The sequence below is a fragment of the Staphylococcus pettenkoferi genome (assembly GCF_002902685.1).
GTDB lineage: Bacteria > Bacillota > Bacilli > Staphylococcales > Staphylococcaceae > Staphylococcus > Staphylococcus pettenkoferi.
The window spans coordinates 42,414-58,598 of record NZ_PPRN01000017.1 but is presented as its reverse complement, the minus strand read 5'-3'; the positions used below and the strand labels follow the sequence as shown (position 1 = coordinate 58,598).

The window sequence follows — 16,185 nt, the reverse complement described above, 5'->3', positions numbered from 1 at the left end:
CAACGTCTCCCCACTACCAAACCTTTTACGTTAAAGAAAAACTTTCTAAAACTTGATCTCCTGCACCTATAACGATAAGTTGAGTAAGATTCGAAGCTGTACACGCTTGATCGAATTCGACGCTTCCCCAACAGAAACTTAAACTTCGTCTTTCTTTTCTCTAATGTTCTCTCATATTGTCAAACATTTGATCTACAACACTTGCAGCTTGTTTCACAATCATATTTACACCATTGCGCGATTGATTAATACCATTTGTGAGCTGTCCAAAGGCATACATACGTCGCAAGGTGCCATAACGCGGACTAATCACTTGATTGGTTTCAGGTATGATTTGAATACCACCCAGCGAATGAGACTGCACAACTTGTCTATTCTCCAAATTAATGACGAGTTGGTCATCATGGTCAAGATCGGCAAGATGCGTTTTGGCACCTGTCGCATTAATAACAATATCGAAAATGGATGGTTTCTCATTCTCTTCCTCGTAATAAATACAGAAGCGACTGTTAGGTTCATCGTAATAAATGTCTTTCACATTCTTCTTAATTTCGATCAAACCGTCATGAATACCATCGATAATTAAATGTGCTGTAGTCGGTGGCATTGGATTTGAATTTGCTTTCAGAATACCGTGATACTCTTTCAAGAATTTTTCCTGATCTTGATGACTGAAACTATTCCAAATCCAGTTCATATTTTCTTTGACCATTTCTAATAGCGTTTGGAAGATCCCCACTTCTTTAGGATGATCTAAATCATAAGTTAAATCATGAATCGGCTCGCCCTGTTTACGATGGACTAATTCATCTAAATCTAGATCGAAACGTTCACACTCTTTGACGAATAAGTCTATCGCATGTTGAAGAGGCACGTTACCAAAGTAGTCTTTTTTAATACGGTTAAAATGCTCGGGTGTTATGTACTCAAATTCAATATCAGGCATCTCGCCACGCACGCTAGGTAAATGACCACTGCGACTCGTCACAGTTATCGGCAAGTTTGGATGATGCGCAGTGACATAACGGATAACATCTAAACTTGCTAAGCCCGTACCCACAATCGCAATACGATCCGTATCGTCCACTTCATCTAATGTATTGTATGTAGGATAAGGCGTTTGAATATAACCTTTTGTTCCTTTCAGATGGTAGGGATCATGGTAAGACAACGTTCCAATGGCAAGGAAGACCACATCATACACTTTACATTCAGACATATCATTGGAAGTGCAGACGTGATAGTTAATTTCTGTATCCCCAATGTTTGAATCGATGTAGACTTCTGTAACTTCTTTATAAATGACGTTGATATTGTCGTACGTTTGTTGATATTGCTTGAGATATGACTTCATATAATGGCCAAAGATAAAGCGCGGCAAGAATTCTGGATGCTCAAATTTGAAATCGTCTTGTCGCTCATACCATTCGTAGAATTCTCTAGGATTATCTAAATTTAAAGACATTTGATCTGACGGCAAGTTAATCAATAATTCTTGACTATCATTTTGGAAAGGCACACCCTGCCCCATATTTTCTGGATTATCATAAATATCCACTTCTAAATCTTTAAATTCTTGATATTTAACGAGTTCTCTTAATACACTGACACCTGCAGTACCGGCGCCGATAATTGCTATCTTCATTGTGATCGACCTCTTTAAAGTTTTTATCTTTTTATAACACATTCATTTGTATATTCACTTTTTTCGGACTTGCTAAACTGATATTAAACTTTTATATATATTGTGTTACGCTATATACACCCTTATAACGCATAAGTGAGGTTACATAATATGTCTCGATTACGTTATGGTATGATCATCATATTAATTTGTGTGATGACTCTAGCGGGCTGTGATTTGCCGGGTTTAGGCGGTAGCACGCAAGGTAAAAAGAATTTCAAAGTCTCCGCACTCGCTACGAGTGAATCTCAAATCATGGCTTATATGATTAAAGATTTAATCGAACATGATAGCAACAAATACAACGTGTCCATTATCAATAACTTAGGGTCTGCGACGATTCAGCATAACGCTTTACTTAACGGGCAAGCCGATATTTCGAGCACACGTTATACTGGAACTGAGCTTGTAGGTGCTTTGCATCAGAAACCGATTCGAGATCCTAAGAAAGCAATGTCTGTAACGCAAAAGTTATTCGATAAGAAATATGATCAGACGTTCTTTGATTCATATGGGTTCGAAAATACCTTTGCATTTATGGTGACAGAAGAAACAGCTAAGAAATATCACTTAGAAACCGTTTCGGATTTAGAAAAGGTTAAAGATCAAATTCGTGTTGGAACAGATACAACTTGGATCAAACGTGGTGGCGACGGGTATCGACCATTCACGCACTATTACGGCTTTAAATTTAAACAACTAAAGCCAATGCAGATTGGCCTCGTTTATGATGCATTGAAAAGCAACAAACTTGATGCCGCGTTAGGTTATACCACAGATGGACGTGTTTCTGCCTATCATCTTAAAGTATTAAAGGACGATAAACACTTCTTCCCATCCTATGATGCGAGCGCCATCGTGCCAAAGCGTCTCCAAAGACAAGAGCCTGAAGTTCGACAAGCGGTAAAGAAACTTGAAGGTCAAATTTCTACCGAACAAATGCAACAACTCAATTACGAAGGTGATGGCAAAGGTAAAGAACCTGTTGTCGTCGCACATGACTTTTTAGAAAAACACCATTACTTTAATAAGTAGGATAAAGGAGGCCCCCTTTTATGAAATTTATCATCAAAGTATTACTATCCATGCTAGTGTTCTGGATTATCTTTAATCGTAAAAATGAAGCGAAGTAACTGTCAGAAGTTCATTTCAAGAACTTAAAACAGTAGACACGACATCACTATGAAGTCTTAACCATAACAAAACCCGTAGAGGTCTATTTCAGCCTCTACGGGTTTTTATAAATAGGAGCGCAACGCCTTACCTATTCTTATTTCTCCTCTTGATGTTTAGGATCATCTTTATAAACGTAATATTTATAGTACTTACCTTCTGTATTCATCTTGTCGTAGAAATTAGACATGAGCTTCGCATTACTTTTAGCCCAATTAATATCTGTCGCATATTGATGCTTACCAGTATTCTTAGGATTCCATCTCATGCTGTAAAGTGTATTCTGATCATCGTGTGAAAGGAAGTGATCATGGATGAAATCAGCACCGCCAGCAATGGCTTTCTCAGGTGTATCCCAACCATGTTTCTTCGCGTATTCGCCACCTGTCTTCACAGGATCCTCGTCTAGTGCGCCTACACCAAAGAAGTTGTAGTATTTCTTACCGTCAATTTCCACACCTTTCGCGAGATCACTGTTAACCGAGCCCGTCTCAAGCAATGCGTGCGAAATGAGATAAACCTCATTGACATGTTTGTCTTTCGCAGCTTTGATGAAATCGTCCGTATGATTCAATAATGTAGGATTATCCACGAGCATACGTTTGATACGATTGCGATCCACTCCTTGATATTTATCAAGTTGCAAGAATTGATATTTCTGTACATCACTATCAATTAACTTACTTGAATCCATCGCATCTTTAATCTCTTCAGGAGATGCGTCTCTCCACTTGTCATTCTTATTCGATACTTGTTGCTTCGTATAGTTATCCACTTGCTTTTTCGAAGCTTTGTCTAAAGTATTATCTACCTTTTCAATATGCTCAACTTGGTTTTCGTGTTTAAAAATCACTTGGTCTTTAATTAAAGAAAATCCAATAGCTACAAAAACACCTAAGATTATTAAGAGACCAATAATCGAAAAGATTGAGCCTTTCTTATGTTTAATCATGTTCACACCTCTTAGGTAATAATTTGAACTTTGCTTATAAAGTTTAACATTTAAATCGATGTCACACAATTTCATACTGTCGTTGTTACAAATTCATAAAAAAAGTAATGAAACTTTAATTTCATTACAAAATAAAGACAGCACCTGAATTTCCCTAGCATCTTCACTTCTCAATGAAATTGTTGTTCATTACTTATGATTTGACTGATATTCCATCATGATGAAACTGACTGCTTGTGAACGATTCTTATAATAATACGGATTCAAATCGATATTACCTTCTACACTACCGTCACGATAATGCATTTCTTTCGTCATATTATTGATCATTACGAAATCTGATTTATCTTTAATCGAATCCAAATCGTCGTGTCGCGCGAAAAAATGTTCAAGATTAAGGTGTGCGTAATCCATTTAGAGCCTCCTTGTCAGTTAAACTATGTCGAATCTATATTTAAAACACTATTTAAGTACTATTTTAGTCATATTTAAATTGCTATTACTACCATTTAACACCTTTTACTCATATTAAGCAACTGAAATCTTTTCTACTTCACCGTACGCTATAGTTATCCGGAAATATTTATTTGTACGTACAAATCGAAAGAAGAAACAATTGAATTTTAACACTTACTATGAAAAATACAAAAATATAATTCATTATCTACTCAAAAGTTACAATATCAGTTATGATTATGATGAATTCTATCAATTATTGCTCATACGCATGTGGGAACTCATCGAGCGTTACGACGATAATCATCAACTCCCACTGAGCAAATATCTATTCTATCGCCTACGGTTCTACCTCATTGACCTCTTTCGTCAAAGAGGCAAGCAGGAGCCATCTTTAACACTAGAAACCACAACAAACATCTACACTTCTGAATCAATGGAAGAACAAGTGCTCACTGCGGATTTACTCAAGACGTTTGAACCGTTGCTCGCGCCTCTTGAACAGCAATGGTTGCGTCTCAGACTACAAGGTTATCAACAGGCTGAAATAGCGAAACAACTTCAGCGTTCAGTGAGCTCTGTTAAGCTCTATCGTCGCAGTGTCCTCAAGAAATACCAACAGTTTATGTCTAAAGCAGAGGTGTAAATCATGCTCGATAAGAATCAACTGCTCTATGTTATGACACAACCCGATCTGGAGCGCCTCACTCGATGTGAATTCGTCAACCATTCGTATCTCTATCCTGGATCATTAAACAAAGTCTTAAATTACCTCATTAGTAGTAGCCGTTTAGATATCAAACATCAAATCGCAACATCTAAAAATCTACTGCATATCAATAAACTCGTGCCTATTTACGTTAATCAACATCTCACGTTATTCCCGATTAAACAACAGCGTGCGCCACTTCAAATTTATATCAACGCACACCAAATCCGGGGTTTAACATCTAAAGGTTCACGAACACTCATTTACTTCAGTGCACGCAAGCAATTACTCGTCGATGAAGGCTATACCTTGATCCGTAAAAAATGGTTAGAAAGCTTATCTTTAGCTACTTTCTACAATCAAGATATTGAGCTATAGTGCTTTATTATATTTGTATTCTAAGAGCTTTTTAGTGAACAAGGCGGTCGTCTGCTTGATAAGCCAAAGTGCAACGATCACAAGTCCGACGGCCCCAATCAATATAAGGATAGCTGAAAGCATCGTTAAATTTCCTTGTGGGTGGATAAAATAATTCACTGCACTTAAGCTTGTGATAAATCCGAACAGGAAAAGCCCTACTGTAATAACGTAAGATACAAGTAGACCTAGCAATAGAAGCATAAACGTTGTCGTACCCACGACTTTCTGACGGAAAATATGAGTCTTAAGAAACTGATTAGCAAAAAAGATGGGACGTTGTAGAAGTTGCGCATCTTGCTCTTGTTCGGGATCTAGTTGTTGGATTGTTTGATGTAGTTGCTTTTTCTCTTTCTTATTAAGAAACCACAAATGTTTCGTTACCTTTTGTTGAAATAAATCTTTGTTCATCACATTACTCCTTTAATCACTTCTTTTATCTTAACTGAGATGAGATGGAGGTACAATAGCACGCTCTACATTTTCATATATTAAAATGGCTCGTATTCGAAAAGGGGTATCCACAATTCGAAACGAGCCAATGTTATATTTCAAAATTAATTTCTTGAAAGTTGAACAGCAGCCATTGATTCAAACAACTGCCATTCGAGATTCCCTCATTTATTACTAAAGAATAGACAAACCTGAGCTTTGAATATCTTTTGCAAAGCCTTTCACAGTATCAACAGACAGACTTTCGATATCGCGACCTAAATTGTTATTCACTTTGCTCACAACGCCTGCTGGACAAGTGATGATATCTGCACCAATGTCATCGGCTTGAATCACGTTAATCACTTCACGGCAGCTCGCCCATAATAACTTCACACCCGCTTTACTATGAGTCACTTCCATCGCTTCTTTCATTAACGGTAGTGGATCTACACCAGTATCAGCAATTCGACCTGCGAAAACAGAGACATATGTTGGGACGCCTTCTGTGACCGCATCAGTGATAGCTTGAACTTGTTCCATAGTATAAACCGCTGTGACGTTAAGTTGTACATGTTGCGCTGACAATTTCTTAATTAATGGAATTGTGGATTCGCCTTTCGTGTTAACGATCGGAATCTTAACGAAGACGTTATCACCGTATTGTTGTAGAATCTCAGCTTCACGCTCCATCGTTTCTAAATCGTCCGCAAAGACTTCAAAAGAGATTGATGCGTCAGGGATTTCTCGTACTGCTTCTTCAGCGAAAGCCTTGTAATCTTCTACGCCCGCTTTTGCCATTAAACTTGGGTTAGTAGTAAACCCATCTACTTCTTTATTTTTATATGCGAGCTTCATCGCTTCGATATCTGCACCGTCAGCGAAGACTTCAACATTTAACTTTCTCATTACATTCTTCCTCCTCTATGAGACCCAACTTAGATAATATATTTATTTAAATCAGTTTGAGTATAATGTTTAACCTCTTTATACCACCCATCGTTGTTAAATACTACTCTTTTGCTTGAGAAGTTCGATTACGTTTTGAGATAGAATTTTTAAAATATCTACAAGATTTCTTAACTCATCTTCCACTTTTCCATTAAAATGATTTAACGATTACAATAATTGAAAAATATGCTATTATTAAGAAATGTAATATTGGAGGAGGTCAACATGGCACGTTCAAAATTATATTTCTATATCGCTATTATTCTCGTATTAATTAGTATTTACTTTAATACGCATAATCCTCTACTCACGAACCATTTTAACTCAATGATTAAAGTTATCTTTATGTGTAGTATTATTAACGCGATTATTCTGATCGCAGCTGTAATATTTAACGACAAATCAATTAAACATTTACATGAAAAATCTGGATGGATTAGATACGCAAGTAAGGTACTTCCTTTCGTACTACTTATCGTAATTCTCTTACATATCGTATCATTATTATCTACATTCGGAATTCTATTCTAAAGACGCAATCCCGGCTCGAGTGACGTTCACTTCACTGCTCTAAGCTGGGATTCATTTATATACTCTCACTATTTAAGAAAGAAGGCTTAATATGCATCGTTATTTCTATATCTTTCTCGGCGGTGGCATAGGCGCGTTATTACGTTACGCTCTAGCACAATTGAATCATCATGGCACCTTTCCTCTCGGCACATACTGTGCAAACCTTGCTGGTGCCTTTCTCATGGGGTTGTTCAGCACGCTTGCCTTACGTTATTTCCGTAATAATCCCAATTTAAAGAAAGGTTTAACTACAGGTTTTCTTGGCGCACTTACCACATTCTCAACGTTCCAGTTTGAATGTTTAAATATGTTGCAAGAAGGTTTAATCGGCACGTTAGCTCTGTATGCGATTTCTAGTTACCTTCTCGGCATTCTATTATGCTATCTCGGTACGCGAATAGGAGGTCGTCTACAATGACTCTTATACTCGTTCTCATAGGCGGAGGTTGCGGCGCCCTCATCCGCGGTATGTTAACTGATCTTTGTAATCAACGTTTTAAGCAAAGTTACCCGATTGCGACCATCATCGTTAACATTGTGGGTAGCTTTCTCATTGCTTTCGTGTCTGGTTACAGTCTTCAAGCGCACTGGTTATCGCCTTTGTTCACGATTGGTTTTTTAGGCGGACTCACTACCTTTTCTACATTATCGTCTGAGTTAGTAAACTTCTTAAATCAACCTCGTCAGCTAGGTCAATTTATCATTTATAGTGTGATTCAATACCTCGGTGCATTCCTTGCTTGTTTACTTGGATACTTTATTTAGTTTAAAAGGGTACCAGCATCATGGTTAGTAGGCGTTTAAACACTGCGCCCTTTCCATGTGCTCGTACCCTTTCTTATTTCTGCACATTTAAAAACTCTATCACTATCTATTAACCTTCATATGTCGTTGGATCGGGTCCAAAACGTTGATCCGTATCTAACTGATTGATGCGCTCCATATCTTCTTCTGACAACTCAAAGTCAAAGATAGCAATATTCTCTTTAATATGTTCTGGATTTGATGAACGCGGAATAGAAACCACGCCACGTTGGTAAACCCAACGAAGAATGACTTGTGCTGGCGTTTTACCCACCTTGTCCGAAATCTCACCAATCGTATCATTCGTTAAAGCATCGCCACGTGCGAGAGAGGACCATGACTCTAAGTAAATACGTTGCGCGTTGAGATATAGACTTAGCTTACGTTGTTGGAAAGTCGGATGGTATTCTACTTGATTAATTACTGGCTTGATAGAAACTTGAGCTAACAGCGCCTCTAACTGTTCAGGTTCAAAGTTACACACTCCGATGTTGCGTACATTTGTATCTTTATATAAATCTTCCATACCATGCCATGTATCGACCATTACTGCTTCATCTGTACCTGGCCAATGCATGAGATAAAGGTCTAAATAATCTAAACCTAACTTCTTGAGTGACGCAATATAAGCCGCTTCAACATTTCCACGCCCATAATCTGTTAACCAAAGTTTAGACGTCACGAACAGATCTTCACGTGTTAAATCACTTTCTTGTAATGCCTCTTGAATCCCTTCACCTACTGCTTGCTCATTGCCGTAGCGTGTAGCTGTGTCGATATGACGGTAGCCATTCAGTATCGCCGTCTTGACCGCATGCTTACATGTTTCGTGGTCAGTCAGTTCAAACGTACCGAAACCGAGCATCGGCATCTCATGACCGTTATAGAATTCAATGTTCTTCATGTTTCGCCCTCCCAAAGTGTTATGATATCTCCTATCCATCTTACCATTTACCCAATGGAACATGTCAGATAATCATTTGAGCTTTAACTATAGTAAAAGGAGTAGGACTGACATCGTAGTAATGATCGTCGTCCCACTCCTTTGCTAGTAGCTTACGTCTCGTCTTTCTATTTTAAAATGATTTATAAGCTCTAACTTGTTTCAAGTGATCTGTCTTGATTAATTAAACTTTTCTATTTCTTCCATAATCCGCTGTAACTCGTTGACATCATATTGAATACGACCATGGAAGACAAATTTATTGAAGTATTCGTCTAATTGCTCAGGTCCAACGAGAACTTTTGAACCTGAAGTTTGTGCGTAGTTAGAAATTGTAACGTCGCCATCATTTTTAGGATTAAAGTAAAGAATCGTCGTTGGTATAAATTTAAGATTTAAACGTGTTTGTAGGTCAGTTGCCACTTTCTCGATATCTTCTAATTGCGAAGAGTAATCAATGACTGATAAGGAATGTTGATCCTCATTTTGATCAAACACTAAAGTATGACGATCCTTTTTAGATAAATCTAACGTATCAAAGATTTGCTCTAACATCGGTTGCTCTTTAAATTGAGCTGCGCTAACACCATTTAGTACATGTCCTTTAAGCAATTGTGAATCGATGATATAAAGACCTGTACGTGTGAGTACGAGATGACTGATGCGTTTCACATCGTCAAATTCGTTACGTGGCAAGAAGATATTTGCCATAATATGCATATCTTCTGGTCGAATGCGTTTCTCATTGACTAAGCGTTCACGAATGCCGATGAGGCGCATATCCGTAACATACTCGCTGTGATTCTTAGAGAATAATTTCAACGCATCAATTTCTCTATCTTTCGCGTTGACCGTCGCTTGATGTTCTTCTTTCTGCTTAGTGACTACTTTCTTGTTCTCAACGCGTTCTTTCTCTAACGCATCTGCATGTTCGTTGTTCAGCGTTTGTTCGCGTGATTCATATTGATCTTTAATCTTATTCTGTGCCTTCTTCTTGCTTGATAAGGCTACGATAAATAAGATAAAGCAAATAATCGCTACGACGATCGCTACGATTAAACCAATTTCTATTGGTCCAAATGAACTCATTATTATAACGCTCCTTTTATACTCTTTTCACTTATTATAATAGATAAAATGATATCATTCGACTACATTGTGCCGAATTTCAATTATTGTTTTTGAACGGTATCTTTTAATAAGTTCACTTTATCTAATTTTTCCCAAGGTAGTAAGACATCTGTACGACCGAAATGTCCATAAGCGGCAGTTTGTTTATAGATTGGTTGCTTCAAATCTAGCATTTTAATAATGCCTGCTGGACGTAAATCGAAGTGCTCACGTACAGCGGACACAAGTGCTTCTTCGCCTACTTTACCTGTGCCGAAAGTATCGATTGCGATAGATACTGGCTCAGCAACACCAATGGCATAAGCAAGTTGCACTTCACATTTCTCTGCAAGCTCAGCTGCGACGATATTCTTCGCCACATAACGTGCGGCATACGCTGCAGAACGGTCCACTTTCGTTGGATCTTTCCCACTGAAACAACCGCCGCCGTGACGTGCATAGCCACCATACGTATCAACGATAATCTTACGACCTGTGAGTCCAGCATCACCTTGCGGACCACCGATGACGAAACGTCCTGTAGGATTGATGTAGAAACGTGTCTCTTCGTCTAATAAGTCTTCAGGCACTGTTGGATAAATCACGTGTTCTTTCATATCTTTCTCAATTTGATCTAAATCTGTATCTTCAGCATGTTGCGTAGATAGAACAATGGTATCAATACGATGTGGTTTATCATTCTCATCATATTCTACTGTAACTTGAACTTTACCATCTGGGCGCAAGTAATTAAGAATATTATCGCGACGTACATCGGATAAACGTTTCGCAAGTTGATGAGATAAGAAGATAGGTAGTGGCATATAGGTATCGGTTTCATTCGTAGCATAACCGAACATGAGTCCTTGGTCGCCTGCCCCTGTCGCTTCGATTTCTTCTTCTGTAATCTCTTTACGATATTCGAGTGCTTTGTCGACACCTTGTGCAATGTCTGGAGATTGCTCATCAATAGCTGTGAGCACAGCCATCGTTTGACTATCATAGCCGTATTTAGCACGCGTATAACCAATGCCTTTCACCGTTTCACGCACAACTTTAGGAATGTCGACATATGTACGTGTAGATATTTCTCCAGAGATGAGTGCCATCCCAGTCGTCACGGTCGTCTCACAAGCGACACGGGCATCGGGGTCATCTTTCAATATTTCGTCTAGTATGGCATCTGATATTTGATCAGCTATCTTGTCTGGGTGGCCTTCAGTAACTGATTCTGAAGTGAATAATCTCTTATTATAAGTCATAATGTACTCCTTTATATATAGATTACGAATATTCCCCTCCAACAGAGCTTAACAAAAAAGAGCCTTCTTCACTACATAGATAGAGAGAAGGCTCAGTACGTCCTTTCGCTCTTATCGTTCAGACACTTGCGTCTGCAAACGGTTTGGCACCTTTCTTCACACTTGAGAAGAGGTTGCTGGGCTTCCTTGGGTCCATGTCCCTCCACCACTCAGGATAAGAGAATCCGTTACTTCTAATAGTACCTAAACTGGTCATTGATGTCAATTTAACTTTTTCGACATATTCTTTCATATATCGGTATGGAATATTAACATAAATGTGTTATACTTTTTAACTGTAAAGGCTTACATTAAAATTACCGCTGGAGGGATTAAGTATGGCAACTGATACGTATACTTACACGAACAAGATTAAGAATTTATTAAAAAAACCTAGCTCACTATTCCAACTTTCGACAACAGAACTGTATTACAAAATCATCGAGAATAACGAAGGAGAACTCACTGAATTAGGCGCAATTAATGCGAGAACTGGTAAGTACACGGGCCGTTCACCAAAAGACAAATTTATCGTGACAGAGCCTTCCTATAAAGACGACATCGACTGGGGCGAAGTGAACCAACCGATCGATGAAGAAACGTTCCTCAAATTATACGACAAAGTTCTCGACTACTTAGAAGCGAAAGACGAATTGTACGTCTTCAAAGGCTTTGCAGGAAGCGACAAGAAGACCACTCTTCCTCTTACAGTGATCAACGAATTAGCATGGCATAACCTCTTTGCTCAAAATATGTTTATTCGTCCTGAAAGTAAGAAAGAAGCTGAATCTATCGACAGTGGTTTCACAATCGTTTCTGCTCCTAAATTCAAAGCGGATCCAGCAGTAGACGGTACAAATTCTGAAACATTTATCATCGTTTCATTCAAACATAAAATTGTACTTATCGGTGGTACTGAATATGCGGGCGAAATGAAGAAGAGTATCTTCTCTGTAATGAACTACCTACTACCTAAAGGCAACATCATGAGCATGCACTGCTCTGCTAACGTTGGTAAGAAAGGCGATGTTGCATTATTCTTCGGTCTATCAGGTACAGGTAAGACAACATTATCTGCAGCAGCTGACCGTAAACTCATCGGTGACGACGAACACGGTTGGAACGAAGACGGTATCTTCAACATCGAAGGCGGTTGCTACGCGAAAGCAATCAACCTTTCTCGTAAGAAAGAACCTCAAATCTACGATGCGATTAAATACGGTACAGTACTAGAAAATGTCGTGGTAGATAGCGAAGGCAATGTTGACTTCGATGATAACTACTACACTGAAAATACGCGTGCAGCTTACCCTATCCATCATATTGATAATATCGTGGTACCTTCAAAAGCGGCACATCCTAACACAATCATCTTCTTAACAGCAGATGCATTTGGTGTACTTCCACCAATTTCTAAATTAACGAAACAACAAGCGATGTATCACTTCTTAAGTGGATTTACATCTAAACTTGCAGGTACTGAGCGCGGTGTCACTGAACCAGAACCATCATTCTCAACTTGCTTCGGTGCGCCATTCATGCCATTAAATGCGAAAGTTTACGCTAACTTATTAGGCGAACATATCGACAAACACGATGTTGATGTTTACTTAGTCAACACAGGTTGGACTGGCGGTAAATATGGTGTAGGCCGTCGTATTAACTTAAATTACACTCGTAAGATGGTTGACCAAGCAATTACAGGTGAATTGAAAAACGCAGAATTCACTAAAGATGAAATGTTTGGCTTAAACATCCCTAAAGATATAGAAGGAGTACCACAAACAATTCTTAATCCTATCAATGCTTGGAGTAAGCCAGAAGAATATAAAGAACAAGCACAAGATTTAATCAGCCGCTTCAAAGATAACATTGCTAAATTCGGCGAAGAAGCAGAAGATATCGCGCAAGCTGGTGGCTTTGAATAAGTTAACAGCGCGTGGTTAACTTCATATTAATATTAAAGAAAAACGTCAATTTCGAGTGAAATTGACGTTTTTTGTATTGCTGATATTAAGTTATTTGACGACTCAACCTCATCGTACGCTACTCGTGATGCCCCTACTTTTCAATGTAAGCAAGTATACTCGCAGCGATATGACTCACCCACTATCAGTCATCTACTTACTAAGCTGACCTTGTTCAACACGCATCATCCAATCATGAATGTGCGTTAAAGTGGCTCTCATATAAGGAGGCCGCGGCACATGACCTTCTGTCGGTTGATACCACGTTTCGTAAGTTGCACCCACACGCTTTAACACACCTTCTAAATGACGTGCCTGCTGAATATCAACTTGTCGATCTGTACCACCATGGACGATTAAGATAGGTGGACTCTGTTGATGAAGTTGCGATAAAGCATCTCGGTCTCGATATGCTTCAGGATGTTTACGAGGATGGCCAATCATTCGACGCATCATACCTCTTAAATCCACACGCTCCTCATACATCATCCTTAAATCCGCTACACCACTCCATATTATGAAACTCGTTACTGGTAGTTGCTGGAAAGTTAGTAATCCTTGAATCCCTCCACGAGAGAAACCCACCATATGTATAGGTGTCTCAGGATAACTTGCTCGCAAGTGATCTAGAGCAATCGTTACATCGTGCAAGTCATCACCACAGAATTGATCCTTTCCTTCACTACCATTATTCCCACGATAATATGGCGCAAAGACCAGCGTCTGCGAATTACTAAATTGCAGTAAACGTGCCGTTCGCACACGTCCTACTTGTCCTTTGCCACCACGAAGATAAACGACGATTCTGTTCACTTGCTGCTTAGGTTCTAACAACAACCCTTTTAACTTCAAACCATCCACTTCGTAAGTCACTTCACTACAAAGATGGTTCACCAACTCAACTGGCATACGTTTGTCATGAGTATAATCCAAGATCTTTCACTCTTTCTACACAGTGTAATATCGCTGCATCACGCAGTAAATAACTTTTCTGCTCTTCAGAAATGTCATCCAAATATTGATACAACACTGGGCCCTTGGTTTCAAGATAATCATCTTTATTGCACAGTTCATCCACTTCAACAAAGTAGACATCTTTACTAAAGGGTTGGCCATTCGTCCGATGAACGACATATTGCGCGATATATTGGGCGTCTTTCACCTTGCCACCTGTCTCTTCAAATAATTCACGTGCCATTGCGTCTCTTGAGGATTCGCCAGCTTCTCTTTTACCACCTGGAAATTCAATCCCACGTTGACGATGTTTCGTTAAGAGAAATTGATCATCCATACGTGTAATCATCAAGACGTGTTGTCCTGTAGGCTCATCATGCTCTGTACGATAGTCTAACGTGACCTTATCGTGCTCTTGATCGGTAAACTGCATACCCCATGTCCCCCAATTAATTATGTTATACTTCCTTTAATGTATCATTTCTTAGTGAGGTTGTAATTATGAAGAAAGTTTTTTTAGCGTTGATTCATTTCTACCAACGTTTTATCTCTCCTATGACACCGAGAACTTGCCGTTTCTATCCTACTTGTTCTGAATATACGCGCGAAGCCATCGAAGTATATGGCCCGATTAAAGGTTTATGGCTCGGTATTAAGCGTATTTCTAAATGCCACCCTTTTCATAAAAGTGGTTTTGATCCCGTACCGCTTAAGAAAGATCATAAGAAGCATAAGCACTAACGCGCATTGTCGAGCACCTTTGTATCGACGCTAGGCTTAGAAAATTTCAGCTGTCCATTCTCCAAGCAACCACTATTTGGAACGACATCAGTATCATAATAATAACCAGACGGTGTGATATCACTCGGTAGCGAAGCATACTGAGCTAGGAGCGCCGTGAAATAACGACTCAATCCATACTCATACATTCCGCCTATCACTGTTTGAATATTGTTATCAGAGAGCCACTTTAATATATTCATTGCCCTATCGATACCGCCTAAACGGAAAGGTTTCACGACCACCACAGAAATTGGATAATCGCTCACAAATGATTTAATGCGGTCTAAATCCGTCGCTTTCTCATCAATCGCGACCGGCATCGCGTGATTAATTTCATCTAACTCCTCAACTTTCAACGTCTTGAAAGGCTCTTCAATATACAGAATGTGTTGGTCCTTCAACTTCAGTACAGTTGTAATATCCTGGTCACTCAAAGACTCATTGGCATCTATAGCGATAGCCGGTTGATGCGTGAGACCTTGTAATCGTTGAACATCTTCAAGCACGTGCGGTGTCCACTTTAATTTAATCCGTTGCGGCTGGGTCTCCTCCAACGTATTGAGACTCTCTTCAGTCAAACCACTCACCGTAGCGCCATAGTCCACAGTGATGTCTTTAAGTTCATGGAACATCGTGTATAACGCCATCACCACCGTATGTCGTGCATCTGTGGTTTCCAAACGATCGGCTAACTTTAGCGCTTCTTCATAGGTGTAAAAACTTTTACCACAAACGTCCTCCAACCACGCGCGAATATCCGCTTCGACATCTGCTATCGTCGTCGGTGCGTACCAATCCGTTTCAAAGGCGTTACACTCGCCAAAGTAACTTTCACCCTCGTTCGTCTTCAGTTCAACAATCAGCGCTTTACGGCGTTCCAAACACACCTTTGGCGTAACGATCGGTTGCTTAAAAGCAGCATTCATATCATAGAAAGTAGCATCAACGATATACAACGCTTTCCCTCCTTTCACAC

Annotated in this window: 19 protein-coding genes and 1 riboswitch; of the genes, 8 read left to right on the top strand and 11 right to left on the bottom strand. The window is 39.2% G+C overall.

Going from position 1 to position 16,185, the window contains the following annotated elements:
- Nucleotides 1-160: 160 nt before the first annotated feature.
- Nucleotides 161-1,645: an FAD/NAD(P)-binding protein gene (locus CD126_RS03530; RefSeq protein WP_049407751.1), complete on the bottom strand. Its 1,485-nt coding sequence runs from the start codon at nt 1,643-1,645 to the stop codon at nt 161-163.
- Between the two features lie 150 nt (nt 1,646-1,795).
- Here CD126_RS03530 and CD126_RS03525 point away from each other — a divergent pair, with 150 nt between their 5' ends.
- Complete coding sequence (locus tag CD126_RS03525) at nt 1,796-2,719, top strand: osmoprotectant ABC transporter substrate-binding protein (RefSeq protein ID WP_103370044.1); 924 nt, start codon at nt 1,796-1,798, stop codon at nt 2,717-2,719.
- Between the two features lie 235 nt (nt 2,720-2,954).
- Here the strand turns inward: CD126_RS03525 and sagB are convergent, their stop codons facing one another.
- Nucleotides 2,955-3,809 carry a peptidoglycan release complex glucosaminidase SagB gene (gene sagB, locus CD126_RS03520; protein ID WP_049407748.1) on the bottom strand — a complete coding sequence of 285 codons (855 nt, stop codon included), beginning with the start codon at nt 3,807-3,809 and terminating at the stop codon, nt 2,955-2,957.
- Between the two features lie 189 nt (nt 3,810-3,998).
- Complete coding sequence (locus CD126_RS03515) at nt 3,999-4,223, bottom strand: hypothetical protein (protein ID WP_103370043.1); 225 nt, start codon at nt 4,221-4,223, stop codon at nt 3,999-4,001.
- Between the two features lie 202 nt (nt 4,224-4,425).
- Between CD126_RS03515 and CD126_RS03510 the strand changes: the two genes are divergently transcribed.
- Both CD126_RS03510 and CD126_RS03505 read left to right on the top strand, forming a co-directional pair.
- Nucleotides 4,426-4,911, top strand: a complete 486-nt coding sequence (locus CD126_RS03510) for a sigma-70 family RNA polymerase sigma factor (protein WP_049407746.1) — start codon at nt 4,426-4,428, stop codon at nt 4,909-4,911.
- Nucleotides 4,912-4,914: 3 nt separating this feature from the next.
- Nucleotides 4,915-5,352 carry a competence protein ComK gene (locus CD126_RS03505; protein ID WP_002471544.1) on the top strand — a complete coding sequence of 146 codons (438 nt, stop codon included), beginning with the start codon at nt 4,915-4,917 and terminating at the stop codon, nt 5,350-5,352.
- Here CD126_RS03505 and CD126_RS03500 read toward each other — a convergent pair.
- Together CD126_RS03500 and CD126_RS03495 are read right to left on the bottom strand one after the other, a co-directional pair.
- Nucleotides 5,347-5,802: a membrane protein gene (locus CD126_RS03500; RefSeq protein ID WP_049407743.1), complete on the bottom strand. Its 456-nt coding sequence runs from the start codon at nt 5,800-5,802 to the stop codon at nt 5,347-5,349. The genes CD126_RS03505 and CD126_RS03500 overlap by 6 nt on opposite strands.
- A gap of 216 nt (nt 5,803-6,018) precedes the next feature.
- On the bottom strand, nt 6,019-6,732 hold the full coding sequence (locus CD126_RS03495) for a transaldolase (protein ID WP_049407741.1): 714 nt from the start codon (nt 6,730-6,732) through the stop codon (nt 6,019-6,021).
- Between the two features lie 267 nt (nt 6,733-6,999).
- Between CD126_RS03495 and CD126_RS03490 the strand changes: the two genes are divergently transcribed.
- The 3 genes from CD126_RS03490 (at nt 7,000) to CD126_RS03480 (ending at nt 8,112) form a co-directional block, all read left to right on the top strand.
- The gene (locus CD126_RS03490) at nt 7,000-7,305 is read left to right on the top strand and encodes a hypothetical protein (RefSeq protein ID WP_002471567.1); all 306 of its coding nucleotides are present in this window, start codon (nt 7,000-7,002) and stop codon (nt 7,303-7,305) included.
- A gap of 91 nt (nt 7,306-7,396) precedes the next feature.
- On the top strand, nt 7,397-7,765 hold the full coding sequence (gene crcB / locus CD126_RS03485) for a fluoride efflux transporter CrcB (RefSeq protein WP_049407738.1): 369 nt from the start codon (nt 7,397-7,399) through the stop codon (nt 7,763-7,765).
- Nucleotides 7,762-8,112 carry a fluoride efflux transporter FluC gene (locus tag CD126_RS03480; protein ID WP_049407736.1) on the top strand — a complete coding sequence of 117 codons (351 nt, stop codon included), beginning with the start codon at nt 7,762-7,764 and terminating at the stop codon, nt 8,110-8,112. Before crcB ends, CD126_RS03480 begins: the two co-directional genes overlap by 4 nt.
- A 109-nt stretch (nt 8,113-8,221) precedes the next feature.
- On the opposite strand, the gene CD126_RS03475 is transcribed toward CD126_RS03480, so the two are convergent.
- From CD126_RS03475 to metK, 3 genes are all read right to left on the bottom strand, one after another.
- Complete coding sequence (locus tag CD126_RS03475) at nt 8,222-9,055, bottom strand: aldo/keto reductase (RefSeq protein WP_049407735.1); 834 nt, start codon at nt 9,053-9,055, stop codon at nt 8,222-8,224.
- A gap of 219 nt (nt 9,056-9,274) precedes the next feature.
- Complete coding sequence (locus CD126_RS03470; protein ID WP_103370042.1) at nt 9,275-10,183, bottom strand: NERD domain-containing protein; 909 nt, start codon at nt 10,181-10,183, stop codon at nt 9,275-9,277.
- A gap of 83 nt (nt 10,184-10,266) precedes the next feature.
- Entirely contained in the window at nt 10,267-11,466 is a 1,200-nt protein-coding gene (gene metK / locus CD126_RS03465) for a methionine adenosyltransferase (RefSeq protein WP_049407731.1), read from the bottom strand.
- A gap of 108 nt (nt 11,467-11,574) precedes the next feature.
- A riboswitch (SAM riboswitch) is annotated at nt 11,575-11,687 on the bottom strand.
- A gap of 156 nt (nt 11,688-11,843) precedes the next feature.
- Here metK and pckA point away from each other — a divergent pair.
- On the top strand, nt 11,844-13,433 hold the full coding sequence (gene pckA / locus CD126_RS03460; protein WP_103370041.1) for a phosphoenolpyruvate carboxykinase (ATP): 1,590 nt from the start codon (nt 11,844-11,846) through the stop codon (nt 13,431-13,433).
- A 192-nt stretch (nt 13,434-13,625) separates the two neighbouring features.
- Here pckA and CD126_RS03455 read toward each other — a convergent pair whose 3' ends face one another.
- Complete coding sequence (locus CD126_RS03455; RefSeq protein ID WP_103370040.1) at nt 13,626-14,405, bottom strand: alpha/beta hydrolase family protein; 780 nt, start codon at nt 14,403-14,405, stop codon at nt 13,626-13,628.
- Nucleotides 14,389-14,859, bottom strand: a complete 471-nt coding sequence (gene ytkD / locus CD126_RS03450) for an RNA deprotection pyrophosphohydrolase (RefSeq protein ID WP_049407725.1) — start codon at nt 14,857-14,859, stop codon at nt 14,389-14,391. Before ytkD ends, CD126_RS03455 begins: the two co-directional genes overlap by 17 nt.
- Nucleotides 14,860-14,927: 68 nt before the next feature.
- On the opposite strand from ytkD, the gene yidD reads away from it, so the two are divergent.
- Nucleotides 14,928-15,167, top strand: a complete 240-nt coding sequence (yidD, locus tag CD126_RS03445; RefSeq protein WP_049407723.1) for a membrane protein insertion efficiency factor YidD — start codon at nt 14,928-14,930, stop codon at nt 15,165-15,167.
- Here yidD and menC read toward each other — a convergent pair.
- Nucleotides 15,164-16,165, bottom strand: coding sequence for an o-succinylbenzoate synthase (gene menC / locus CD126_RS03440; RefSeq protein ID WP_103370039.1), 1,002 nt, complete (start codon nt 16,163-16,165; stop codon nt 15,164-15,166). The two genes, yidD and menC, sit on opposite strands and share 4 nt — an antisense overlap.
- Nucleotides 16,166-16,185: the final 20 nt, after the last annotated feature.